General features: G+C 63.9%; 23 protein-coding genes, 1 tRNA gene and 1 pseudogene. 15 read left to right on the top strand and 10 right to left on the bottom strand.

Going from position 1 to position 24,441, the window contains the following annotated elements; genetic code table 11:
- Window positions 1–24: 24 nt before the first annotated feature.
- Window positions 25–969 carry an oxidoreductase gene (locus BMX07_RS12365; protein WP_090618191.1) on the top strand — a complete coding sequence of 315 codons (945 nt, stop codon included), beginning with the start codon at window positions 25–27 and terminating at the stop codon, window positions 967–969.
- Window positions 970–1,654: 685 nt separating this feature from the next.
- Here the strand turns inward: BMX07_RS12365 and BMX07_RS12360 are convergent.
- The 4 genes from BMX07_RS12360 to BMX07_RS12350 all read right to left on the bottom strand — a co-directional run bounded on the left by BMX07_RS12360 (window position 1,655) and on the right by BMX07_RS12350 (window position 5,016).
- Entirely contained in the window at window positions 1,655–2,167 is a 513-nt protein-coding gene (locus BMX07_RS12360) for a hypothetical protein (protein ID WP_090618190.1), read from the bottom strand.
- On the bottom strand, window positions 2,168–3,856 hold the full coding sequence (locus BMX07_RS12355) for a sodium/proline symporter (RefSeq protein ID WP_090618189.1): 1,689 nt from the start codon (window positions 3,854–3,856) through the stop codon (window positions 2,168–2,170).
- Complete coding sequence (locus BMX07_RS24465) at window positions 3,846–3,992, bottom strand: hypothetical protein (RefSeq protein WP_175480136.1); 147 nt, start codon at window positions 3,990–3,992, stop codon at window positions 3,846–3,848. The genes BMX07_RS12355 and BMX07_RS24465 overlap by 11 nt, the downstream gene beginning before the upstream one ends.
- A 184-nt stretch (window positions 3,993–4,176) precedes the next feature.
- On the bottom strand, window positions 4,177–5,016 hold the full coding sequence (locus BMX07_RS12350; protein ID WP_090618188.1) for a proline dehydrogenase family protein: 840 nt from the start codon (window positions 5,014–5,016) through the stop codon (window positions 4,177–4,179).
- 117 nt (window positions 5,017–5,133) lie between these two features.
- Between BMX07_RS12350 and BMX07_RS25645 the strand changes: the two are divergent.
- The 6 genes and pseudogenes from BMX07_RS25645 to BMX07_RS24450 form a co-directional block, all read left to right on the top strand.
- Window positions 5,134–5,260 (top strand): annotated as a pseudogene (locus BMX07_RS25645) (aldehyde dehydrogenase family protein); the annotation flags it as partial.
- Between the two features lie 377 nt (window positions 5,261–5,637).
- Window positions 5,638–6,417, top strand: coding sequence for an IclR family transcriptional regulator (locus BMX07_RS12345; RefSeq protein ID WP_090618187.1), 780 nt, complete (start codon window positions 5,638–5,640; stop codon window positions 6,415–6,417).
- 650 nt (window positions 6,418–7,067) lie between these two features.
- Window positions 7,068–7,406, top strand: a complete 339-nt coding sequence (locus tag BMX07_RS12340) for a ferredoxin (protein WP_090618186.1) — start codon at window positions 7,068–7,070, stop codon at window positions 7,404–7,406.
- A gap of 84 nt (window positions 7,407–7,490) precedes the next feature.
- Window positions 7,491–7,574: transfer RNA gene (locus tag BMX07_RS12335), tRNA-Leu, on the top strand.
- A 135-nt stretch (window positions 7,575–7,709) separates the two neighbouring features.
- Window positions 7,710–7,874, top strand: a complete 165-nt coding sequence (locus BMX07_RS24455) for a hypothetical protein (RefSeq protein WP_175480110.1) — start codon at window positions 7,710–7,712, stop codon at window positions 7,872–7,874.
- Between the two features lie 121 nt (window positions 7,875–7,995).
- Complete coding sequence (locus BMX07_RS24450) at window positions 7,996–8,163, top strand: hypothetical protein (protein ID WP_175480135.1); 168 nt, start codon at window positions 7,996–7,998, stop codon at window positions 8,161–8,163.
- 51 nt (window positions 8,164–8,214) lie between these two features.
- Here BMX07_RS24450 and BMX07_RS12330 read toward each other — a convergent pair whose 3' ends face one another.
- The 3 genes from BMX07_RS12330 to BMX07_RS12320 all read right to left on the bottom strand — a co-directional run bounded on the left by BMX07_RS12330 (window position 8,215) and on the right by BMX07_RS12320 (window position 11,680).
- Window positions 8,215–8,646 (bottom strand): hypothetical protein, encoded by a 432-nt coding sequence (locus BMX07_RS12330; RefSeq protein WP_090618185.1) that lies wholly within the window; start codon window positions 8,644–8,646, stop codon window positions 8,215–8,217.
- A gap of 217 nt (window positions 8,647–8,863) precedes the next feature.
- Window positions 8,864–9,649: a DUF5806 family protein gene (locus tag BMX07_RS12325; protein ID WP_090618184.1), complete on the bottom strand. Its 786-nt coding sequence runs from the start codon at window positions 9,647–9,649 to the stop codon at window positions 8,864–8,866.
- An 81-nt stretch (window positions 9,650–9,730) separates the two neighbouring features.
- The gene (locus BMX07_RS12320; RefSeq protein ID WP_090618183.1) at window positions 9,731–11,680 is read right to left on the bottom strand and encodes a beta-propeller domain-containing protein; all 1,950 of its coding nucleotides are present in this window, start codon (window positions 11,678–11,680) and stop codon (window positions 9,731–9,733) included.
- A gap of 193 nt (window positions 11,681–11,873) precedes the next feature.
- Between BMX07_RS12320 and BMX07_RS12315 the strand changes: the two genes are divergently transcribed.
- From BMX07_RS12315 to BMX07_RS12295, 6 genes are all read left to right on the top strand, one after another.
- Window positions 11,874–13,010 carry a thiolase family protein gene (locus BMX07_RS12315; RefSeq protein WP_090618181.1) on the top strand — a complete coding sequence of 379 codons (1,137 nt, stop codon included), beginning with the start codon at window positions 11,874–11,876 and terminating at the stop codon, window positions 13,008–13,010.
- 610 nt (window positions 13,011–13,620) lie between these two features.
- Window positions 13,621–14,064 carry a hypothetical protein gene (locus tag BMX07_RS12310; protein ID WP_090618179.1) on the top strand — a complete coding sequence of 148 codons (444 nt, stop codon included), beginning with the start codon at window positions 13,621–13,623 and terminating at the stop codon, window positions 14,062–14,064.
- 17 nt (window positions 14,065–14,081) lie between these two features.
- A complete protein-coding gene (locus tag BMX07_RS23780) occupies window positions 14,082–14,840 on the top strand; it encodes a hypothetical protein (RefSeq protein WP_139210874.1) in 759 nt (252 codons plus the stop codon).
- A 48-nt stretch (window positions 14,841–14,888) separates the two neighbouring features.
- On the top strand, window positions 14,889–15,869 hold the full coding sequence (locus BMX07_RS12305) for a hypothetical protein (protein ID WP_090618177.1): 981 nt from the start codon (window positions 14,889–14,891) through the stop codon (window positions 15,867–15,869).
- Window positions 15,870–15,998: 129 nt separating this feature from the next.
- Window positions 15,999–16,316: a hypothetical protein gene (locus BMX07_RS12300; protein ID WP_090618175.1), complete on the top strand. Its 318-nt coding sequence runs from the start codon at window positions 15,999–16,001 to the stop codon at window positions 16,314–16,316.
- A gap of 67 nt (window positions 16,317–16,383) precedes the next feature.
- On the top strand, window positions 16,384–17,142 hold the full coding sequence (locus BMX07_RS12295; RefSeq protein ID WP_090618174.1) for a TraB/GumN family protein: 759 nt from the start codon (window positions 16,384–16,386) through the stop codon (window positions 17,140–17,142).
- Between the two features lie 72 nt (window positions 17,143–17,214).
- Here BMX07_RS12295 and BMX07_RS12290 read toward each other — a convergent pair whose 3' ends face one another.
- On the bottom strand, window positions 17,215–18,900 hold the full coding sequence (locus tag BMX07_RS12290; protein WP_090618172.1) for an aldehyde ferredoxin oxidoreductase family protein: 1,686 nt from the start codon (window positions 18,898–18,900) through the stop codon (window positions 17,215–17,217).
- A gap of 154 nt (window positions 18,901–19,054) precedes the next feature.
- Here BMX07_RS12290 and BMX07_RS12285 point away from each other — a divergent pair, with 154 nt between their 5' ends.
- Together BMX07_RS12285 and BMX07_RS12280 are read left to right on the top strand one after the other, a co-directional pair.
- Window positions 19,055–19,693 carry a DUF2391 family protein gene (locus BMX07_RS12285; RefSeq protein WP_090618170.1) on the top strand — a complete coding sequence of 213 codons (639 nt, stop codon included), beginning with the start codon at window positions 19,055–19,057 and terminating at the stop codon, window positions 19,691–19,693.
- A 16-nt stretch (window positions 19,694–19,709) separates the two neighbouring features.
- Entirely contained in the window at window positions 19,710–20,123 is a 414-nt protein-coding gene (locus BMX07_RS12280; RefSeq protein WP_090618168.1) for an EamA family transporter, read from the top strand.
- Between the two features lie 229 nt (window positions 20,124–20,352).
- Here BMX07_RS12280 and BMX07_RS12275 read toward each other — a convergent pair whose 3' ends face one another.
- Together BMX07_RS12275 and BMX07_RS12270 are read right to left on the bottom strand one after the other, a co-directional pair.
- A complete protein-coding gene (locus tag BMX07_RS12275) occupies window positions 20,353–22,242 on the bottom strand; it encodes a cation:proton antiporter domain-containing protein (RefSeq protein WP_090618165.1) in 1,890 nt (629 codons plus the stop codon).
- Between the two features lie 189 nt (window positions 22,243–22,431).
- On the bottom strand, window positions 22,432–24,378 hold the full coding sequence (locus BMX07_RS12270) for an AMP-dependent synthetase/ligase (protein ID WP_090618162.1): 1,947 nt from the start codon (window positions 24,376–24,378) through the stop codon (window positions 22,432–22,434).
- Window positions 24,379–24,441: the final 63 nt, after the last annotated feature.

Genomic DNA, 24,441 nt, shown 5'->3' with positions numbered 1-24,441 from the left:
GGGCGCTGACGCCGTAGCGTCGGTATGGGCTGGACAGCCGACGACGTTCCCGACCAGCGGGGTCGTACCGTTCTCATCACGGGCGCGAACAGTGGCATCGGTCTCGAGGCGACCCGCGAACTCGCGCGCAACGGCGCGACCGTACGCATGGCCTGCCGAAGCGTCGAGCGCGGCGAGGACGCAGCCGCGGACGTTCGCGACGACGTTCCCGACGCCGAGCTTCGCGTGGCGGAGTGCGATCTGGGGAGCCTCGAGTCCGTTCGCGCCGTCGCGGCGGACCTCGGCGACGAGGAACTCGACGTGCTGATCAACAACGCGGGCGTCATGGCGATTCCGCGATCCGAAACCGAAGACGGATTCGAGACGCAGTTCGGCGTCAACCACCTCGGCCACTTCGCGCTGACCGGACTGGTGCTCGAGAATCTGGCGACCGCCGACGGGGAGCCGGCGCGGGTCGTCACCGTCTCGAGCGGCGTCCACGAACGGGGCGAGATCGACTTCGACGACCTCCAGGGCGAGGAGTCGTACGACAAGTGGGACGCGTACGCCCAGTCGAAGCTTGCGAACGTGCTGTTCGCGTACGAACTCGAGCGGCGATTCCTCACCGCCGACGCGAACGCCGAGAGCATGGCGGTCCACCCGGGCTACGCGAACACGCGGTTGCAGTTCCGCGGCCCGGAACAGAGCGGTAGCCGGCTTCGAATGGCGGCGATGCGACTCATGAACACGGTGGCCGCACAGTCGGCCGAGATGGGCGCGCTGCCGACGCTGTACGCCGCGACCGCGCCCGAGGCCGAGGGCGGCGCGTACTACGGCCCCGGCGGGTTCAAGAACATGCGCGGGACGCCCGAGCGACAGGCCTCCTCGGATCGCTCCTACGACGAGGAGACGGCCCGTCGGCTGTGGACCGTCTCGAGGGAACTGACGGGAGTCACGTACGATCTGCCGGAGCCGGCCGCCGAGATCTGATACGAACTACTGTCAGTGACGGTGCAACCACACGATCGGTCGCGGTTGTACCGGTACAGCGGGACAGGGGACCGTATGATAGGTCCGACGGGGCGGTCGTCGGCGATCACACGGTGAGCATCGTAGTTCGAATACGTTATCATAGAAGTTCCCGGACACCCCAGATCTTTTATATTATATCGTAGCCGATTTTCCAGCGGAGAGAGCAGCGGGGGCGGCGGCTTCTCGACGACAGCATCGTTCGGACAAAGTCGCCATCAACGGAACTCACACGCCCAGTACACGCGAAATCGTCGCTTCCACCGACTGGGCCGGACCTGATTTCGTCCGCTGTGGCTCACGGACGCCGGGCCAACCGACGCAGCGTCGCCGCCACCGCGACGGCGACCGATTTCCGTCCTGCTGCCGCCGCCCTCCGACCGCTCAGGCGACTCGAGGCCGGGTTCGACTCCGTGGTGCTCTCCCCTCGAGCAGTCGGCCGCCGAACGGCGTCGAGGACGATTCATGTTGAATGTAGGTCATAGATCTACATCTGACATAATATCGGTTCGCCGCCGCTACGAGGGTGACGTACCCATCACGAGGCACGTACTGGTATCGCTCGCGCGACTGCGGTTTCGCCACGCGGCTCCGGGATCCGACGCGCGGTGTCGAGGGCCGGTAGCGAACCGAGCGCTCGCGGCCGTCAGTCCGTCAGCGGCGTCTCGGTGCCGCGAACGCTGTCGACGATGACGTCGCCGTCGGGCCGAGACGCGATCCAGAACAGCTTGTGGGCGTCGACCGACTGCTCGAACGTGATCGTCGGCGCGGAGCCGACTGCGACCTTCCGGAGCGTCCACTTGAATACGGCGTCTTCCGCCTTCTCGAGGGCATGGTCCGCCGAGAGGGCGGCGGGGACGACGAGCACGTCCTCGAGGGTCCTCGTGACGGTTTCGGGGACCACGTCGGCTCGGACGGCGAGCCGACGGGAGCGGTCGACGCTGACGACGTATTCGATGTCGCGGTCCGAGAGCAGCGGCCGCTCGATCGTCGCGACAGCGTCCACGACCCGGTAGGGATACGCGACCGCACCGACGCGGCCGGTCGAAACGACATCCGCGCGGGTCACCGTCGGTTCGATAACGGTCAGCTCCGCCCGTTCCCGGTGCTGTCGGTCGCGCGTCACCGACTCGACGCCGCGTCGGCGCGCGTCGCTCATCTATTCGTCACCCGTCTCCCAGTAGTCGCTGGCCGCGACGTGGGCGCGGATGTTGTCGGTCTCCGTGATCGCCTTCGGCTCGACGTCGCGCCCACCGTCGGTGACGTACTCGGGAGTGCCGGTCGGACCGTCGTCGCTCGAGAGCGCCGACAGCGGTTTGTCGAAGGTGTCGAAGTGGTCGTCGACGCCCTCCGGCGGCCTCGTGAGCAGGGAGACGGCGATGAGCGTCGTCGTCGAGAGGATAAACGCCGGGAACAATCCGTACACGCCGACGAGCCCGGTGAGGAACGCCGATCCGTCGACTGCACCCATGAGTCCGAGGAGTTCGAGGACGGTCGAGAGCTGGGTCCACAGGAACATCGTCGCGGTGCCGACGATCATGCTCGCGACGGAGCCGGCGGCAGACACCCGCTTCCACCACAGCGAGGCGATGAGCGTCGGGCCGATGGCCGCTCCGAGTCCGCCCCAGGCGTAATCAAGGACGAGCGTGTAGATGGGAGTGTTCTGTGCGATGTACGCGAAGACGATGCTCGCCCCACCGAGCCCGAGCGTGACGAACTGTGAGTATCGAACCAGTGACTCCTGACTCGCGTCCGGATTGACGTACCCGTGGTAGACGTCCTCGACGATGGCGCTCGTCGCGACGAGCAGTTGCGAGTCGGCGCTGGACATCATCGCTGCCAGTGCGGCCGCCAGAATGATCCCCGCGATCGCACCGGGGAAGAACTCGAGCGTGAGCAGCGGCATAACGTTGTTCGGGTCTTCGATCCCGCTTTGACCGAAGACGACGAGCGCGTACAGACCGACGAACCCGGCCCCGATGTACGCGATGAACATGAACAGTTGCGCGACGAGTGCGGCGAGGCGCACGTTTTTGACCTCGTCGATGCCCATGAACCGGACCATCACGTGCGGGTTCCCGGGGATGCCGAGCCCGATCGCGGCGTAACTGATGATCCCGAAGATGGCCGCCCAGCCAGTCATGCCGGCCGTGACGCTCGTGTAGGAACTCCCGATGGACTCGAGGTCCTCGAACGGCAGTCCGTAGCTGGTAAACGCCAACACCGGCAGTATGATGAACGCGATCAGGATGATCGCGCCCTGGAAGTAGTCCGACCACGCGACGGCGAAGTAGCCACCAAGCATGGTGTAGCCGACGACGATGACGCCGCCCGCAAGGATTCCGACCAACGACGAGACGCCGGTGAGGACCTCCAGCAGCGTCCCGGCGGCAACGATCTGTGCACCCACGTAGCCGCCCTCGAAGATCATCAACACGAACGCGGAGACGCCTTTGACGTATCCGGTATCGTCCTGCAGACGCGTCTCGAAGAACGTCGGCAACGTGACCGCTTTCACGACTTCCGTATACTTCCGGAGTCGCTTCGCGAGGCCGGCCCACGCGAACAGGTCGGCGGGGATCATCCCGAGGCCATTATAAAACGCCATGACGCCGGTGCCGAACGCATCGCTTGGAACCCCCAGCGTGAGCCAGCCGCTCATCTCGGAGGCGCGTTCGGAAAAGCCCGTGACGACGGGGCCGACGCTCCGACCCCCGATGACGTAATCGTCGACGGTGTCCATGAGTCGGGAGGAGTACAGTCCGATCCCGAGGAGGAAGAGGAGGTACACGGCGAACGTTCCGAGGACCCACGCACCGGCCGACCCGGCGAGCCCGTCAGTTGCCATGGTTCTCCCCCTCGTAGCGCCGTCGGAGCTGTCGTTCTCTCTTTCCTTCCCAGACGTAGTACACGGCGAGCAGTACCAGATACACAGCGAACGGCCCGAATAACCATAACAATTCGACTGAGCCACTCTCAGGCATACTGGTGTGTGCTTCCCACCCATATATAATACTACCGAACTCGCGCTTTTCGACTCGAAACTATTTGACTGACAAGAGAACGTCGCTAATAGTGGTCAAACGGTGACTTTTTTCATCCGCTCGGTCCGGTCGGTTCGGAACTCCGACGGAGATCGAGACGTTCCTCCGGTGTGGCGGGAACTCGTTACACGCCGACGACTGCCCGAAGCGCGAACAACGCGTTCTCCTTTCGCTCGCGGATCCGCCGGTAGAAGTACTGCATCCACTTGCCGCCGTAGGGAACGTACTGGTTGACCTCGTAGCCCTGCCGGGCGAGTTCTCGCTGGGCGTCCTCGCGAACACCCATGAGCATCTGAATCTCGAAGGGCGTGCCGTACTCCTCGTGGAGATCGGTCGCGAGTTCGAGCATCTGCGGGTCGTGGCTCCCGACGGCGACGCCGCGATCGAACTCCCGGAACAGATACTCGAGGTGGGCCTCGTAGGCGTCGTTGACGGCTTCCTTGGACTGATGAGCGACCGACGACGGTTCGTCGTAGGCCCCTTTCACCAGCCGAACGGCGGCGGGAACGTCGGACAGTCGGCGCAGGTCGTCCCGCGTCCGTTTGAGATTCGCCTGAATGGCGACGCCGACGCCGTGGGGGTGGTCGCGGGCCGTCGCTTCGACGGCGTCCAAGGTCGTATCCGTCGTCGTGTGATCCTCCATGTCACACCAGACGAACACGTCCTCGTCGGCCCCGGCCTCGACGATCCGTTCGAAGTTCGCCGCGAAGACATCGGGCCCGACGTCGATCCCGATCTGGGAGGGTTTGACCGAGATACAGCCATCGAGGTCGCGGCGGGCCAGTTCGGTAACCAGCCGGCAGTACTCGTCGGCATCCTCGTCCGCGGGGCCGCGCTCGTGATAGTGTTCGCCGAGGAGGTTGAGAATAGCGCCCAGTTCGTCGTCGTTGCAGTCCGCGACGTACTCTAACGTCCCCGAGGCGGTCGTGTCGGCGACGAAACGGCTCGCAATTGGCGGAATCATACCGTATCACTGGAATCGAGCGATCCGAAATGCATACTCGACTACAAGGTTCCGGGGACGGTGTCATGAAGTAACCGAATTGCGGTCAGGCGTCGTCAGGGTCGAGCAGTTTCGCCTCGGCCATGCTCGAGCGAGCGCCTGATCGTCCCACGAGGACGCCAACGACGAGTTCAAATCGCGGTTCGGGGACATCGCCGAGAACGTCGCCGTCGGCGATCCGCTCCCGGAGGACACCGTCATCGGGACACCTCGACGGGCGGCGCTCGAACCGACACCCATCGAGATGACGCCTCGAGCGGCGGTGTTCCGACGGCGTGAACGATCCGGAGACGGTCCCGACGACGATACGATCCGGAGCCCTGCCCCGATGGGGGCGGGATCGTCCGATCGGCCGTTCACACATTCCGAACGCGACGCCGCAGCAGGGGTCGGTTGGACGCGTGCTGACGGCGAGACCGCCGATGATCGGGCCGAACATGCACACCGAGACGGGTGCCACGCCCCGACCGCCCATTAGTTCCGTAATCATTTTGAGAAAGAGAGTCGCTCGGTGACGGATCGAACGAAATGCCGTTCACACATTCCGAACGCTTATGCGTCGGCGGAACGGGACTTCGGACCATGACGACCGAACGCCCTCGGCCGGTCAAGACGACGGAAACCTCGCTCGCGCTCGTTCGGGCGGTCCGAAACAGCGGCGGGGCCACGCTGAGCGAGCTGGCCAACCGCCTCGGGTTAGCCAAAAGCACCGTCCACAATCACCTCCACACGCTGGTCGACGAGGGGTTTCTCGTCCGCGACGGGGACACCTACCACGTCGGCCTCGAGTTCCTCCCGTTCGGCGAGCACGCGCGGGACCGAAACCCGGTGTACGCGACGGCCCGGAGACGGGTCTACTCCCTCGCCGAGGAGACCGGACACGAAGCCGACTTCATCGTCGAGGAGAACGGCCGCGCGTACTCCCTCGAGTACGCGATCGGCGAGTCGAGCCGACGGGGGGTCTCGGAACTGGGACCGTTTCGGGCGGGGAGCCGGTTTTATATGCACAACTGCGCCTCGGGCAAAGCCATGCTGGCATCGATGCCCGAACCCCGCATCCGAGCGATTATCGATCGCTGGGGGCTTCCGTCGACGACCGACCAAACCGTGACCGACGAAACGGTGCTGTTCGACGAACTCGCGGCGGTCCGAGACCGCGGCTACGCGATCAACGACGAGGAACTGATCGACGGGTATCGGTCCGTCGGCGCCGCCGTAACGAACCCCGAGGGCGAGGTCGTCGGCGCGTTCTCGATCGGCGGTCCGACTTACCGCATGGCCGTCGACGAATCGACCACGGAAGAGATCGAACGGCTGTTACTCGACGAAATCGAGTCGCTCGAGTCGGAACTGTTCCGGTAACATTACACGCATACGGATGTAATCAAATCGCACAGGGAACGGCCAAAGAAACTCCTTTTTAGTTTATTACAAGTCGAATATGAGATGGTCAGCTTAAATAAACATACGTGAACTATCCGTTCGAATTCATGCTCAGCGCTCGGAGTCTCGTCCCTCCCGAAATCGAAGTCACGGAGCCGTCGGATATCCATCGGTGAATTGGAGCGATCGATAGAGCCCGCAATGTCGTCGCCGTCGGGTCCGAACACGGTCCCGAGGGGTGGCCAACGGGGGTAGTCCGTCGACTGAAACGATGGTAAGCGCTCTCGCTCGAATCGAGATCGATCACCGCGGACGAACAGCGTCGTTCATCAACGGACCGCAACACTGGGTCGTCGGAACGGCTCCAAACCGGCCTCACATCAGACGGTTGTCCAAACTATACTACACCACACCCGTATATCAGATATCGTAGTTTTTCACATCTCGAGGGAGATATATGCAGATAATAAACGTATTTGGAGTTTTTGAGAGGGAGATACAGTCGACCAGCACCGGAACCGACGACCGGGTTCGGGAGGGCCGACCCGAAATCCCACTCCCCGCCCGTCCCGCACGCCGTCGCTCCCCCCAACCGTAACGCGAAAGACGGCTCGCTCGAACGAATACATATGAGCGACGACGGCATCCAGCGCGCGAGCGACGTCGGTTCGAGCGACGCACCGCCGATCGAGGAGAAACCGTACAAGATCGTCTTCGAGGCGAACAAGTGCTTCGGCGCGGGCAAGTGCGCCGAAGTCAGCGACAACTGGGAGATGTCCATCGCGTCGGGCATGGCGCAGCCCAACGAGTACTTCGTCGACGAAGCGGACCTCGAGCACAACGTCCGCGCCGCCGAAATCTGCCCGGCGAAGAAAGGCGACGGCTGCATCCACGTCGTCGACCGTCGGACCGACGAGGAGATCGCCCCCGATCCGCACGGCGACGGAACGCTGAGCGTCGACTGGTAGGGACTCGAGGCGGAGCGCGGCCGCTCGCAGTCACACACCGAAACGCACATCCCCACCCCGGGACAACGGTCGATTGCCTTCTGTGCGAGGGTAGCCAAGCAGGCCAACGGCGGTGGGCTTAAGACCCGCTCCCGTAGGGGTCCTTGGGTTCAAATCCCAACCCTCGCACTCGTCACGAACGACGGTGAGAATCGTGTCTGCGCGACTCGGGCGTTGGAGCAGCCCAGTCACAGCGTCCCGACCAGCGGGCGGGTTTCACTTAAAACACGGAGGCTGCCAGTACCAAGGGTAATACGTTACGGTGTGGTAGACGAGGGTGTGATGGGGGTGCTCGAGACTGTTCGGAATCGACTCGGTGGTGAGAGCGGAACGCGCTACGAATGCCGAAACTGCGGGGTAACGACCGGACGAACGGCCGAGCAGTGTCCGAACTGCGGGTCGACGGAGATCGCACAGTACGAGTTCTGAGCGGCGAGAGCGGCGGTCCGATCACTGTCAGTCTGCCAGTCTAGTAGTCTGTCAGTCGGTGACCGACCGGAACGCGTCGGTACAACGGTTTCACCCGTCGGGCCGGTACCCCGTTCGAGCGATGAGCGACCAGAACGCCGCGGATCGAGACGACGGGGCGCGGATCGCGGCCAACCGAACTGCGGTCGCGATCGCCGCCGGCTCGCTGCTCGGTGCGGCCGCGCTCGCAATGCTGGCTCGTCGTCTGGAGCTAGAGGCGGCTGTGAACGGTGCCCGGGAGTCCAGGTGACCGTGAGCCGGACGGGTCGGTCGGATCGAAGACGGAGGCCACCGGCCGCCGTCACGCGAGGCGGCGCGGGAGCAACACCACGAGCGGGACGTAAATGGCCACCGCGATGACGAGCGTCGCGAGGGCACCCATGAGGAGCGTCTCGGAGACGAACCGCCACGAGAACAGCAGGATACCCGCCGGCGGGAGCGCGAGTCCGGCCGCCGTCCGGTGGAATCGACGGAGGCGGTCGCCAACCGCCGCCGGGTCCGTCTGCGGCTCGCTGCGCTCGTCGTCGTCCGCCACGAAGGCGGGAAACGAGAGGAATATCCCGAGACCGATCACGAGTCCGACGAACGCGCCGAACGCCGGATCGTCGAACAGCTCGAGGCCGAGGTACGCGAACACCGGAACGTCGACTGCGCCGATGGCGAGCCCGAGCAGCCCGGGCGAGAGTCGCCCGTCGTCGCCCGAATCCGACTGCGCGTCACGAGAGCCGGTCATCTCTACTCCGACAGAGTCACCGCAGGCATATTATCGTTGTTCGTCACCGGCGGCGAACGGCGTCGGAGATCGGACGGCGGTCGGCGACCGGCTGGGGATCGGTTCGAGTCGCAGTCCTCGAGAGCCCGTTCCATTCGCAGTCGTCGCGTCGGTGGCTCGGTCACGCCCGACACCGGGCGCTCGAGCGGACCCAGTCGCTCGGTGGCCGACGGCGAAGCTACCCCTCGCTCTCGGTGATGTCCTCGGCGCGGAGCTCCTCGCTGGCTTCGCGGACCTCCCGCATGACACTCGAGATGCGCTCCTCGGCCTCGAGTTCCTCCTCGACGGAGAGATCGACCCCCTCGACCTCGAGCAGGAACTTGGCGACCTCGGTGGCCTCGTACATCACGTCGTCGAGTTCCTCGGCGGTGAAGAAGTCGCACATCGCGCCGTAGAGGAAGGTCGCGCCGGCGGTGCGGACCTTGTCCTCGAACGAAGAGCGGGCCTGATTCACCGCCTGCGGCGTGTAGGTGTCGGTCATGAAGGGAACCAGGTCGGGCAGGTTCTCGCCGATCTTGGTCATCTCGACGCCGGTCTCGGTTCGGAAGTCGGAGCAGAGACGGGCGATAGCCCACTCCCGGGCGGTGATGTAGGTCCGATCCCGCAGGAAGTCGTTAACCCGGTCGTACTGCGCGCCGTCCATCTTCTTGAAGCGAGCGTACTTCTGAACGTCCTCGGGGACGTCACGCTCCTGGGGCTCGGGGTCCGGTACGCCCGGCATCGACGCGTCGCCGTCGCTCGCGGACGCCCGTTCGTCGCCGTCCGTCCCGGGCTCGTCGCCGTCCGCGCCGATCGCAGGCCCATCCGCGCCCGTCCCGGATTCGTCGGCATCCGTCCCGGGCTCGTCGCCGTCCGTCGTGGCTCCCGCGTCGTCAGCGCTCGAGTGTTCGTCCGTTCCGGCCCGCCCGTCGGATCGCTCCGGGCGGTCGGCGTCGGACCGATCGACCGTCTCGTTGCCGTCCATGGAGGGCCATTACCAAACGGCGGGCAAAAGGATTCCCCTCCCCGCGGCGGACCGTGGCGGCGGGGGGATCGACCCGCGTCCTCAGAGGTCGAGTCGCGTCTCCACCTCCCAGGTCGTCTCGTCGAGGACGACCGCCTCGCCCTCGCCGAAGACGTAGAGGTGGTCGCCGACGTACATCGCTCGGGTGCCGCGGCCGCCGAGATCGACGCGAGCGACTTCCTCGAGCTCACCGCCCTGGTAGTCGAACACGTAGCTGCGCTCGCTGCCCGGCATGAAGAACACGCCGTGAGCCTCGTCCTGCAGGAAGGCGGTGTGCGTCCGACTGACGTCGCTGTAGTGCTCGCCGGCGAGGATCTCCGAGTCGAGTTCGATCGGGTCCTCGGGATCGGTCACGTCGAACAGCGTCGCCTTCGGGTTGCGGTCTTCCTGCCCGATTCCGAGGACGAGGTCGTCCTCGAGCGGGTGCAGGTACTCCGAGAAGCCCGGCAGTTTGAGTTCGCCGTCGACGGTCGGATCCGTCGGCTCGGAGAGGTCGAGCGTGTAGAAGGGGTCGATCTCGCGGAACGTGACGACGTACCCCTCGTCGCCCTCGAACCGGACCGAGTAGATGCGCTCGTCGACGCCCAGCCCCGTCACCGAGCCGACCGTCTCGAGGTCGCCGTCGAGGACGTAGACGTCGTTCTCCGAGTCGACGCCGTGCGTTCCGGGAATCGTCGTCGCGATGCGGAGGTGGTCGTCGTGTTCGTCCATCGAGAACTGATTGAGCGGCGTCCCGGGAACTTCGCCGCTGGCCTCGGCGGACAGCTTCCCGTCGAGACCGATCCTGACGATACCGGTCGTCGTCAGATCGCGGTGGTGAGCGGCGGCGTGATCGCCGAGACCCTCATCGAACGCGCGACGGGCCTCCCGCCGCTCGTCCTCGTCCATCCGGTCGTACCAGTCCGCGAGGATCTCCTGTAGTTCGACCGCCTTGGCGCGCCGGGAGATGTCGAGGTCGTCTAGCGCGGCCACCCGGTCGCGAGCCTCGGCGTCGAGGAGCGCGGAGCCGTCGTCGCTCCCGAGGTACGAACGCCGCAGTTCGTACTCGTCGGTCGAGCGGGTATAAGAGAGGTAGATCCCGTTCTCGGAGACGTAGGTGGCCGACAGCGAGCGCGAGCCGACGACGCTGGCCTCGCTCTCGAGCGTTCCCGTCTCGGGGTCGATGCGGGCGGCGGTGTAGACGGCGTCCGCGTCCGCGTCGGCGGTCGGGCGAACCACGTCGGTACACGCGACGGCCCGGTCGCCGTAGGGCACTATCGGACACGGATCGCTGCCGGGCCGGTCGACGAGGACGAGGTAGAGGTCGCCGTCGTACAGGCGGGCGGTGTCGATCCGCGCCTCGAGATCCTCGCGCCACTGCTCCTCGGGGGACTCGGGATCGCTCACGTCGTAGCCGGCGGCTTCCTCGTCGCCGAGGACGACGAGGGTATCGCCCGCGAGCAGCAGGTCACCGGAGAGCGGGATCGATCCGACGGCCTCGGGCGCGTCGGGATCGCTCACGTCGACGATCGACGTCTCGTCCCAGCGTGATGCGTACCGGTGATCGGCGTAGTAGACCGATTCGCCGTCGGTCTTCAGGGCGTCCGGTTCGTCGAGGGCCGCTTCCTGGACGTTCGTCGTCGAGTGACGCGGCTCGCCGCCGCCCGATGCGGGTGCCGACGCCGCGTCCGCACCCCCTTCGGCCCCGTCGGCAGTCGACTCGAGGTTCTCTCGTTCCTCGAGCGCCACGTTGCCACCGGTCGTCGGCGCGATCGACGTCCAGCCCGGAGCGGCGGTCCGCCCCCGGTCGTCGTCGAAGTACTCGGCAAACTCCTCGTCGGACTCGAACGTCGTCAGTTCGGGATCGCTCAGACCGGCGATCGGACTGGTCTCTCGCTCGAGGTCGGTATCGGCGGTGCGGTCGTCGATCAGCCCCGTGAGGCCGGCCCCGAGGACCGAGCCCACGAGCAGTGCTATGAGGGCGACCGCGGTCAGCGTTCGTCGATCAGTCATAGTTCCGACCACTGCGCGCCGTACTAAGGAGACACCGCTAGGTGAAACGTCACTTTCACCAACCGAGGTCGGCGATCGTCACGGTGGATACGAGCCGAAGCGCGGCTGCAAGCGGCTGTAGCCCCGCATAAACGCTTTTCCCGCCCTCGAGAGTTCGACCGGATTTAAGTTCGTGAGGGGCATTCGGTAGTATATGTCACAGACGCCAGTCGTGGTCAAGGCAGTACGGACGCCACAGGGGAAAGAAGACGGCGTGTACGCCGACGTTCGCAGCGAGGATCTCTCGGTGCCGCTGATCGACGAGATTCTGGCCGAAACCGGCCTCTCCGGCGACGAGATCGACGACCTGATGTGGGGCTGTGCCCAGCAGCGCGAGGAGCAGGACAACAACCTCGCCCGCGTCATCGCCCTGCTCTCGGAACTCGGCGAGTCGGTGCCGGCGACGACGATCAACCGCTGGTGTGCCTCCTCGATGCAGTCGGTCATCTCCGCCTCCGACGCCATCGCGGCCGGCAACCGCGACGCCATCATCGCCGGCGGCGTCGAGAGCATGAGCCGCGTCGCGATGGGCGAGAGCTACGGCCACATCCACCCGAAGATCGCCGACCTGTACGACCTCGGCGACCTCCAGATGGGGATGACCGCCGAGAAAGTCGCCGAAGAGTACGGCGTCAGCCGCGAGGAACAGGACGAGTACGCCGCGCGCAGCCAGCAGCGGGCCACCGAAGCGACCGAGTCGGGCCGCTTCGACGACGAGATTGTCCCGATCGAAACCGAGGACGGCACCGTCGAGGAAGACGAGGGCATTCGTCCGGGCACGACCCCCGAGAAACTCGCCGAACTCCCGACCGTCTTCAAAGAGGACGGCACCGTCACGCCCGGTAACGCCTCCCAGATCTCCGACGGGGCCGCCGCCCTGCTCGTCACGAGCGAGGCCTTCGCCGAGGAACACGACCTCGAGATCATGGCCGAAATCGGCCAGAACAACGTCGCCGGCGTCGACCCGACCGTCATGGGAATCGGTCCGGTTCCGGCGACGAAGGGGCTGCTCGAGCGCAACGGCCGCGACATCGACGAGTACGATCTGGTCGAGCTCAACGAGGCCTTCGCGAGCCAGTCGATCTACTCGCGGGACGAACTCGGCATCGACCCCGAGATCTTCAACGTCAACGGCGGCGCGATCGCGCTCGGTCACCCGCTGGGTGCCTCGGGCGCTCGTCTGCCGGTGACGCTAATCAACGAGCTTCAGAAGCGCGGCGGTGGCCTCGGGCTGGCGACGCTCTGCGTCGGCTTCGGCCAGGGTGCGGCGATCGAGTTCGACGTCAACTGAGATGGCCGTTCTGGACCTTTTGGTCCAGGTTTTGCGAGGGTGGCTGCGTAGCAGCCGACCGAGACAAAAGGTGGTCGCGCCAGGGTGCGGCGATCGAGTTCGACGTCAACTGAAGCACGGTTCGGCGGTCCGTCAGACCGCGAACCGTGGAATCACGAGCGCGGAACGAATTGATCCGCGAGTAGACGGTCAATCCGAGCCTTTTGATCCAGATCGTGCGAGGGAAGCGCGGTCCGGAACGGAGTGAAAACCGCGTTGCGAAGGGCAAAACCGTGGGTCGACTGAGCCGCGTTCGATTTTCCGTTTTACTCTCGAATAGTATATTGTTGCTGGGGCACTATTGTAGTAGGTTTCTAACTAATATGAATTGAACGTTCAATTAGAAATAGTCATACACAGCAATCCAAACTAACCAAGTGAACGATCAAACTGGATAATAACCACCATAGAAATATGTAAACAAAACACAGATTCTACTGGTAGTACTATAGTGCCAGATAGCGTATATTCGTAAAATTCTATAAAATTCAGCCCCATAGAATGATGTTTCTTCGATACGCATTTTAATTTATTAGTGGGAATATATAATATGCTGTGATAATCGTATGTTATGGACGGAAATAACCATTCCCTGAAGCGAAGGACTGTACTAGAAGTACTGGGCGTCGGGGCAGTTAGCCTCGCGTCGACTGCCGGTGCAAGGGAAAATATCGAAGGTGAGGGGTCTGTAGCCCACGAAACCCTGCGTGGTAGAGTTAATAACCCAATTGCAACTGAGCAGGTAGAGACGATGCGGCACCGCTTCATTGAAAACAATCGTATTGGAACAGCAACAGCGGAATACGCGCTCCTCGATGCAAACGAAGCTTTTGCTAACGATAAGATTCTTGGATACAACATCCTGACGACTGACAACGAGGGGCCGAGAGAGCAGTACATCATCCAAGGAGGCACAATGGGGACGGAGCCGGAAACAGTGATGAATGCAACTAGGGTGGAAGAACGACTCCACCAGAAGGCCGAGAGTATGTCGCTAAAGCAGTCGCTGAATTAGGTAGTTCAACCAACAGTATGACCACTGAGAGTACGGGAGAATATGATATCGAGTGGAGTGAGTGGTCGAACGAGGGGGGGACTGGTATCTACAAAAGGTATCCATCGAAATCCCACAATTGGGGCGAATCTAGGCCAGGGAATGTAGAATTCACCATCGATACTAGAAGTAACTCCGAGAATAATCGAGTAGGCGCGCGGACAAAGGTACGGATGGAACCCGGACGCCAAATATGTAACTCCGAAGACCCATACAATGAGGACTACTGTATCTCGGGTTCAGCTTATGATGGATGGATGAATAGATCTGCCACTATTTACCAAGACTGGGATCATTGGGCAAATGGAACCCCAACAGACGAACTGATCGAAAGCTATGATCCCAAAAATGACCTTGGAGATATTACAAAAACTAGATCCGTATCACTCGATCTCAATCTCTCCCGAGATCCGGGGCTGTCGGTAGGGTACAGTAGTGGCGTCACCATCCCTAGTGCACAATTTCTCGACAAAACGACAAAGACTACTGGTCAGACGAAACACAAATTCGAAGTGAACGGTACAGACAGTAATGCCGGTCTGTATAGCACTGAGTTTGAGTCTGGGAGTGTAGCAGAGTGGGATCCCGATTGTGGATCCCCAGGTGGGGCAGAATTTGTAGATATCGAAATCGATCTTGGATGGGGGATCCCTAACCCATTGCAGTTCCCCACGTGGCAAAACAAAGCGTCTGATAGTGAGTGGTTCTCCTACGACAGATACTGCTCGCCATATTAGAAAGTCAATAACCATAAGTAATTACAAGGACATAGTCTACTACAAATCATGCCCCCCAATCTACGCTCCCGCCGGAACGTACTCGCCGCAGGCGTCGGGCTCGGTGGGTTCGGCATCGGCGGAATTTTTGCCCTCAAATCCGACAAAGACGAGGAGCTTCCAGGGCCCCAGGGATTCTCAGCGATGTTAGCACCGGCTGGGAGTGATCCCCTCGTGATGGCTCACGTAGACGACGTGCTGCAGAGTGGTATCTCGAAGAACGTACTTCACACCCTACTCAGTGCGAGTCAATTCGACGATCTTCCCGACGCACTCACCAAAGCGTTCGATACGATACCAGAGACGGCTGTGGACATAGATTCCGTCGGGACGTTATTACTCGTCGGTTCAGACGTAGCGAAAGACGCTGGTGGAGCGGTCGTTTGGGCCAACTGGACAGCTGACGATCTCGTCACCGTCCTTGAATCGCAAGACGATACGGATATCCAGTCGGAATCGTACCGAGGGCAGACGATATACACGGCTGGTGAGACGAGCGCAGCAAAAGTGGGCGAGACCGTGTTCATGTTTGGGACGTCCACAGTGGTACGCGACCTCATCGTCTCTTCGACAGATGACGATGCGAAACCCGTCGGGGGGAAGACTCTGGACTCGTTCGCGCGAACGCCACTTTCCGCGCACGTCAGATTCTCGTTCGAAACGCTAGGACTATCGTGCAACACTATCGCCACGTCCGCGAAAACGTCGAGCGTGTACGACGGTATCCAGCAGGTCTACGGGTCGGTCCCCGACTCCGGAGACGAGGTCCGGTTTCATCTTCGTGTCGACCCCAGTGCTGACAGACAGGAGATCGCGACCACCGTCCGGGACGAGCTCGGAACTGTGGAGCGTGATTTCGTCGATAACATCGAGGTCACGGACGAACACGACTTTGTTGCGATCCAGTACAGCCACAACCCAGATGAGAAAGCTACCGTCGCAAGCGAGGTACTTGGGTCGGTCGTGTGCCGTAGTAATCTATCCGGTTAACCGACTAGATTGACGAGTAACACTGTAAGGAAATCTCGTGGCGTTTACAGCAGCCGCTCACACCTCCGTATCTGACCACGGCCCGTCACACAGCCGGTCCGTTTAGTATTCGCGGGCCGTAGACCACGTATGAGCACTCTCCTGCTAGCCGCGATCGTCGGGATCCCCCTCGCCTGGCACCTCGGACTGACCGCAGTGGCCTACTACGACGCCGGGAGAGTGGGGCTCGAGCCGCCGCGGAAGTGGGCGGCGATCACCTTCTGCATCCCGCTGATCGGCTTTTTCATCTACTTGTTCGAGCGCAGTGAGCTGTCCTACGATCCGGAGAGCGATCCCTACCGGGACAACAACTTCAACATCCATCCCTCCAGGGCCGACGACACGCCGCTGCCGTCGCGCGGTGACGACCGTCTCTCGCCGGCGGACGAGGACGGAGACGACGAGTGACCGCCGAGGGTCGGGATCGAGGACGCCGGTCGCAGATTCAAGTCGCTGGCGACCGAACGATACGGGGATGTCCGATCACGGCACCATCACCCTCGTCCCCAGCGTTCACTTCTCGCCGACGCACCGACGCCGCGTCCGGAACACGATTCGCGAGGCCGCACCCGATCTCGTCGCCGTCGAACTCGACGAGTCTCGCTTCGAGCGCCTCGAGCGGGTCGCCGACCCGGATCTCGACGATCTGTTCCGTGACCTGTCGCCGCCGACCGCAGTCGCCTACGCCACGCTGCGGGCGATCCAGCGAACGGTCGTTCGGCTGTACGGGCTCGACCCCGAGCAGACGGACATGGAAGCGGCTATCGAAACCGCCGCCGAGCGGGACACCGACGTCGCGCTCATCGACGACCCGATCGACGAGACGCTGGCCGCGCTCTCGAGTCGCCTCGGGCCGATGACGATTCCGAAAACCATGCTCCGGATGCAGTCGATGGGACCCGAGGCGTACGCCGATCAGGTCGAACTGCTGGCGACGCCGTTCGAAGAGATCTCGAGCGGCGACGACGTGCAACCGGCGATCGACCACCTCCGGCGGGTAGTTCCCGACGTCGCGACGGTGATGATCGACCGACGCGACCGATCCATGGCGGCGCGACTCCACGCGCTCTGCCGCGACGGTCACGACGTGGTCGCGGTCATCGGTGCGGGCCACCACAACGGCGTCCGGCGACGGCTCGACGACCTCGAGGCGAACGACGAAAATCGGGATCCGACGGTTACTGTTCCGATCAGGTCGCCTGAACGGACGGTGACCCGGATTCCGATCGATTGAACGGGTTCGGTCGGCAGGGCGGCCGGACGCGGGCGACTCGAGCAGCAGTCCGGTCGCGACCCTGTGGCGCGATCAGTCGTCGGCCGGTGCGGCGTTGCCGCCCTCGAACTGCGACTCGGGAACCGTTCCGTCGTCGTTCCAGCCGCGCTCGGCGTAGTACTCGTCGAGGCCCTGCTCGAAGCCGGGGACCTCGTAGGGGAGGCTGTCGTCGCCGCGGTCGAAGCCGCGCTGGTTGTTGAAGTGGCGCTCCATCGCGACGACCTCGCCGCCGAGCGAGAGGAGGTCGTCGTAGTCGGCGTCGAGCAACGTCTCGATGCGTTCTTCGGTCACGAAGTCGCGCGAGAATTTACAGAGGACGGCGCTGTCCTTGATCGCGTTGATGTTCTCGAGTTCGACGACCTTCGGCGGTTTCCCCTCGAGACCCGCCTTGTCGAAGGCGTCGTCGGCGTCGACGAGCGGGTACTCGTAGGGGTAGAACTCGGCGTACATGTGGTCGGCACCGCGGTTCGAGGTGGCGAAGGCAAGCCCCTGCCCGTTGAGCGTGCGGCCGTCGTGGGCGGAGAACTCCATGCCCTTGACCGACCAGTTCTCGACGCCGAGCTCGTCGTGGATGCGGTCGACGCCCTCCGCGAGCGTGTCGCCGACGCCCTCCCGGTGGGCGATCTTCTCGACGAGGTCGTGGATCAGGTCGGCGTTGCCGAACTCGTCCTCGCTGGCGAGGTAGGCCGCGACGGTGTCGCCCGCCGAGATGGTGTCCAGCCCGTACTCGTCACAGAGCTTGTTCGACTTCATCAGGTCGACGATGTCGTCGATGCCGGAGTTCGACCCGAAAGCCATGAGCGTCTCGTACTCGGGCCCCTCGGTCTCGAGGCCGGACTCCTCGTCTCGAGTCGGCAGCTTGCAGGCGAAGGCACACGAGGAGCAGGTTCCCTTCTTGTACTTCTTCTCCTCGACGCGGTCGCCGCTGATCCCGTCGATCCCCTCGAAGGACAGGTCCGAGAAGTAGTAGCTCGGCAGGGCTTCGACCATGTTCGCGTACTCCGCGACCGAGGTCGTCCCCTGATCCTTCATGGGGTGTTCGGCCTGGGCGGCCTCGCCGTGGATCTCCATCTGCACGGGCGGGATCTCGACCTCGTTGGTCGAGTCGCCGTCGAAGGTAATCGCCTTGACGTTCTTCGCGCCGAGGACGGCACCGAGCCCGCCGCGGCCGAAGGCCCGCTCCTCGGAGGTCATGATCGAGGCGAACCGAACGTGGTTCTCGCCGGCCGGGCCGATGACGGTGGTGTGCTCCGAACCGAGACCGTGTTCGTCCTCGATGTACTCGCAGGTCTCGGGAACGGTCGCCTCCGCGAGTTCCGGGACGGTCTCGAACTCGACGCCGTCGTCGGTGACGTGGACGATCACGAGCTCGTCGCTGGCACCGGTGATCTCGACGGCGCTGTAGCCCGTGCCGGTGAAGTTCCGCGAGAGGAACCCGCCCGCGTTCGAGGACAGCAGTCCGTCGGTGAGCGGCGAGACGCCGGTCGCCGACATCCGGCCGGTGAAACTCATCGTCGAGTGCTGCATCGGCCCCGTCGCGAAGTACAGCCGGTTCTCCGCGCCCAGCGGATCGGCGTCGAACGGGATTCGGTCGTGGGCGAGCTTCGTTCCGAGCGCCCGTCCTCCCAGGTACGACTCGAGGACATCGTCGATGGTCTCGGTCTCGGCCGTTCGCTCCCCGACATCGATCGAACACAGCGGTCCCCGTACGTGGTTCATAGTAACACAGTGGTCGGCACGACCGCAAAACGGTATCGGTTTTTCGGGACATTTCGAGCGGTGCAACAATACTCCCGGAGAAACCGGTCGCGACTCCCCGGCATCGCCGGCGGCGGTAACTGACTTTATCTCCCCCCGGTGTCTGGTCGTGTCCATGTCGCGGCCGGATGTCCCACGCGAAGAGACGACCATCGACGACGTCTACGAGCAACTCGAGACGCTCGAGGAGACGGTCGACACGTCGGACGAACGGACGGAGGTACGCCGGACGATGCGGCTGGTCAGTCGACTCTCGCACAACGCGAGGATGGGACGGGTCATCACCGGGTTTACCCGCAAGGACAAGGCGGAGGCGTTCGTGGGCAGCGTCGTCGTCGGTCTCCCGATGCTGGTCGAGGACGGCGTCACGAGCGTCGGTGCGTTCCTCGCGACCAATCCGATCCTGTTGCTCGTGAACGTCGCGTTCACGGTCGCGCTCGTCGTCGGCATCCTCTACGTCGCCGACTTCCGGGAGGTCCAGATTCACGACCCGTACTTCGGTCGGATTCCGCGACGGCCCGTCTGGGTGTTGCTGATCGCGTTCGCCACCGCGGTGGGGCTGATGACGCTGTGGGGACGGGTGGCGTGGGACGAGCCGTGGGTCGACGTCTGTCAGATCTCGGTCGTCTTTACGGCGATGGCGATCGGTGGATCGCTGGGAGACATCTTGCCGGGCGAAGCCGAACGCCCGCCGACGTACGACTCGGAGACCGTCTCGAAACGGGGCGATCGAACGGAACGTTTTTCCGAGTGAGGGGGCAGCCGCCGGCATGGTGAACACGGCAATCCTGTTCGCGCTCGGCGCGCTCCTCCTGTACGGTGGCTGGGCGGTAGCCGGCGGCGTCGCGACGCGGTCGCTCTCGCCCGTGAACGCCGTCTTTCTCTCCTACGTCGCGAGTCTCGTCATCGTCGGCGGCTACGTGCTCTCGCTTCGCCGCCCCATCTCCGGGACCCGCGTCGACATCGCGTTCGCGCTCGTCTCCGGAGCGTTCCTCGCGGCCGCCTCCATCAGCTTCTACGCCGGCCTCGCGCGCGGCAACATGGCGATCGTCTCGGCCATCGCCGCGCTCTACTTCGTGATTCCGGCGGTCGTCGGCGTCTTCTACTTCGACGCACAACTCAGCGCGACGAACGTCCTCGGACTGGCGCTCGCGGTGGTCGCCGTCGGCCTCGTCGCGACCTGATCGATCCGGCCGATCGATCGCCCCGCGTTCGGGCGCGAGAACGACCACGCCCGTTCCCGCTTCGACCTCGAGGACCGCGCCGAAGACCGCCGGGAGTTCGACTTCGCGCAGGACGACCGCGGCGTCGCAGATCCCCGCCGAGGCCGCCGCGAGGGAGAGCAATCCCCGGAACTGGGCGGGCACCACCGACGTCGTCGGGCCCGGGCTGCAACCAGCCCGAGAATCGACGCTACACCGGTTTTCCGCACGTCTCGATGGCCTCGCGAACGGCCTCGGTCCGGCCGATGAGCGTGATGTGATCCCCGTGCCGGAGTTCCACGTCGGGAGTCGGCACCTCGCTGGTGCCGTCCCGGCTCACGAGCGCGATGAGGACGCCGTTGGGAAGCTCGCTGCCCACGTCGGCGATCCGCTTTCCGACGAGGTCCTCCTCGGTGATCTCGATCTCCTGGACGTCGCCGGACCGGCCGAGCTCGGACATCCAGTTCGAGAGCGCGGGCCGCTCGATCCGGTTGTCGATCGCCCACGCGGTCGATTCGGCCGCCGAAATAGTTTCGACGCCGAGATTCTCGAACGCCGACGCGTTCGACGGGTTGTTCGCCCGCACGATCACGTTCTCGACGTCGAAGTTCGACTTCGCGAGCTGGGCCACGAGGAGGTTCGCGTCGTCGTCACCGGTCGCCGCGACGACGGTTCTGGCGTTTTCCGCGCCGGCCTCACGTAACACTTCGACGTCGGTCCCGTCGCCCTCGCGGGCGGTGAACCCGTCGTTGCGAAGCTCCTCGAGGACCGCACGCTCCTCCTCGATCAGCACTACGTTTTCACCGCGCGCTTCCAGTCGGTCTGCCAGCGAACGACCAACGCGGCCGCCGCCGATGATGAGTACACGCATTGGTATCACGTCGAGTTTCTCCGCGATCTGTCGGGCGAGTCCGCCCTCGAGGACGACCGTTACGAGAATGACGAGGAAGACCGCTCCGACGAGCAAGTCCGCACCGGCCTCGTTCGTCGGTGGGGCATCAGTCTGCAGCCGGATTGCGAACAGGGTCGCGACCGACGCGGGGATTATGCCTCGCGGGCCGACGAAGCTCATGAACAGCGTCTCTCGGACCGTAAATCGGTCTCCCCGGGTCGTCAGAAAGACCAGGAGTGGCCGCAAGACGAGCATGACGACCACGACGACGGCCAGGCCACCGAGCCCGAGGGCGAACAGCTGGTCGAACTCGAGCAGTGCCGCGAGCGTGATGAAGACGAAAGAGAGGACGATCAGCGTAATATCGCCTTTGAACGCCTCGATCTCCTCCTCGTAGGGGAGACCGGCGTTCCCGAGGATCAGTCCGGCCGTGGCCGCGGCCGCCACGCCCGCCTCCGAGAAGACGTAATCGGCCGCCCCGAAGGCGACGATCGCTCCCGCGAGCGTGAGCAACCGAGCGTTTTGCGGTGCGTTGTCCGGCGAGAGATCGACGTACTGGAGCACCGACCAGACGACCGCGGCGACGACGACGCCGATGAGGAGCCCCGTCCCGAGCCGTTCCGCGAACAACTGGAGAAAGAGTTCGGTGGTCAGCGACTCCTCCCCGACGGTCATCGCCTTGAACAGCACGACCGCGAGGATCGCCGCCGTCACGTCGTTGACGATCCCCTCCGTCTCGAGGGTCGCTGCGACCCGGTCGCGGACGGGAACGACCTTCAGGATTGGCGTGACAACTGTCGGTCCCGTCGCGACCAGGAGCGCGCCGATCAACAACGCGATGTCCCAGTCGGCACCGAGGAAAAATCGGACCGCGCCGGCAGTGCCCAGAAACGCGATCGCCGCGCCGATTGTGGTCAATCGTAACACGGCCGCCGGTGCCTCTTTGATCTTGTCGATCTTGAGGTGGAACGCGCCCTCGAAGACGATGATGGCGACGGAGAGGCCGACGATCGTCGAGAGGCCACTCTCACCGAAGGAGTCGATGGTCAATGCGCCGACCCCTTCCGGTCCGATCGCGACCCCGGAGACGATGAGAAAGAGGACGCTCGGAACGCGGAACCGGGCCGAGAGGAGCTGCGAGAGGACGCCGAGACCGACGATCGCGGCGACCAGGAGGAGCAAATCTGCACCGCCTTCTGCCCCGGTCATCGTGGTCGCTGGCGCCCCGTGATCGGTCGGCAGATCGACACTGCTGGTCTGTCCATTCGTCCGAAAGGAGTCATTCCAACAGGTTAACTCCTGTGAGAAACGATCGTGATGTGGTCGATACTCATCCCAGTGACGACCCGATCGGAACTCGTGAGGGGGCGAGATCGGCCGTCACCGCGCCGGGAACGATCAGGCGTCCGTGTAGATCCGATCGACGCGGTCCTCGAACCGCTCGAGGATGACGCGTCGCTTCTTCTTCATCGTCGGGGTAAGCATGTCGTTCTCCTCGGTGAACTCCTGTGGGACGAGTTCGAACTGCTTTATCGTCTCGTGTTTCTCGAAGTGCTCGTTGGCGCGGTCGACCTCCTGCCGGACGTACTCGCGGACGCGCTCGTCGTCGCACATCGCCTGGGGGTCGTCGGGGAGGTCGATGTCTTCGGCCTCGGCCCACTCGCGGACGTGATTCGTGTTGGGGACCAGTAGCGCGCCGATGAACTTCTCGCCGTCGCCGACGACCATCGCCTGCTCGACGACCTCGCTGGCGGCGAAGGCGTCCTCGATCGGACCGGGCGCGACGTTCTTCCCGGTCGAGAGGACGATGATCTGTTTCGCACGGTCGCGGAACTCGAGGTAGCCGTCGGGTCGGAGGTGGACGATGTCGCCGGTGCGGAACCACCCGTCCTCGGTAAACGCGCCCTCGGTTGCACCGGGCTTGTTCCAGTAGCCCTGCGTGACGTTCGGCCCCTTGACGAGGAGTTCGCCGACATCGCCGGGGTCGTCGTCGAAGGCCGACTGATCGGCGACGCTCTCGTCGACCCGCAGGTCGACGTTGACGAGCGCCGGCCCGATCGTTCCGATCTTCGTCGCCTCGGGCGGGTTGCTCGTGACGACCGGTGCGGTCTCGGTCAGGCCGTACCCCTCGTAGATGGGGAGCCCCATCGCGTGGTAGAGCCGACAGAGCTCCGGCGAGAGGCTCCCGCCGCCGCTGATGAGGAACTCGATTTCGCCGCCGAGCGCCTCGCGGACCGTCGAAAAGACGAGTTTGTCGGCCAGCGCCTGCTTCGCTTTCAGGATCGGGCCCGGCGAGTCGGTCCGCTGGTACTCGACGCCGACGTCGGTCGCCCACTCGAAGATTCGCTCTTTCGCGGCCGATTCGCTGGCCTGCTCGCGGATGCCGTCGTAGATCTTCTCGTAGACGCGCGGAACGCTCGTGGCCGCCGTCGGACTGACGGTGCTGAAGTCCTCCTGGAGCGTGTCCGGACTCTCCGCGTAGGCGACGCAAGCGCCGCTCGCGAAGAGCACGAAGTGGCCGGCCGTCCGCTCGAAGACGTGTGCCAGGGGCAGGTACGACATCGCCAGCGATTCGTCGTCCAACACGGGCACGTCGTCGGGCTTGTCCGGCCGCGGGCCGACGCGCTTCCGAATCCCGTTGACGTTCGCCCGGAAGTTCCCGTGGGTCAACTGCACTCCCTTCGGCTGGCCCGTCGTCCCGCTCGTGTAGATCAGGCTCGCCAGATCGTCAAGTTCGGTCTCGTCGATCCGTTCCTCGTAGCGCTCGAGGTCGAACTGCTCCTCGCCGATCGCGTAGACGTCGCCGAGGGTCAGGACGTCGTCGCGGTCGTCGTAGCCGTCGAGTTCGTCCATCGAGACGATGAACTCGAGGTCGAGATCGTCCTCGACGGCGACGACCGTCTCCAGGAGCTCTTCGTTCTCGACGACGACGCCGTCGGCGTCGGGGTCGTCGAGCAGGTACCGGACCTGGTCGGGCGAGGAACTCGTGTAAACGGTCGTGACGACCGCGCCGGCACCCAGCAACGCGAAGTCCGATTGGGCCCACTCCATGCGCGTGTTCGAGAAGAGCCCGATTCGGTCACCCGTTTCGACGCCCAGTTCGCGAAAGCCGGCCGAGAGCGTCCGGACGATATCGCGCATCTCGGCGTAGGAGAGCGTCCGATACTCGCCGGGGGTCGCGGCGGGAACGACCGACTCGGTCAGCGATCGGTCGTAGATCCCACCCTTGTACTTCTGTGCTGGCCGATTCGCGTTGCGCTCGGCCGAGTCCTCGAACAGCCGCGCGAGCGTCGTCTCCCCGATTACCTCGTCCTCGTACTCTCGTTCGGCATCCCGCCAGTTCATACACCTGTGAGAGTTGCTCCCGTGCGATAAAACGTGATGAAACTGGTTTCGTATATGGTTGCG

Origin of the sequence: Natrinema salaciae (assembly GCF_900110865.1) — an archaeon.
GTDB classification, from domain to species: domain Archaea; phylum Halobacteriota; class Halobacteria; order Halobacteriales; family Natrialbaceae; genus Natrinema; species Natrinema salaciae.
This window is presented reverse-complemented; position numbering and strand designations above follow the sequence as displayed.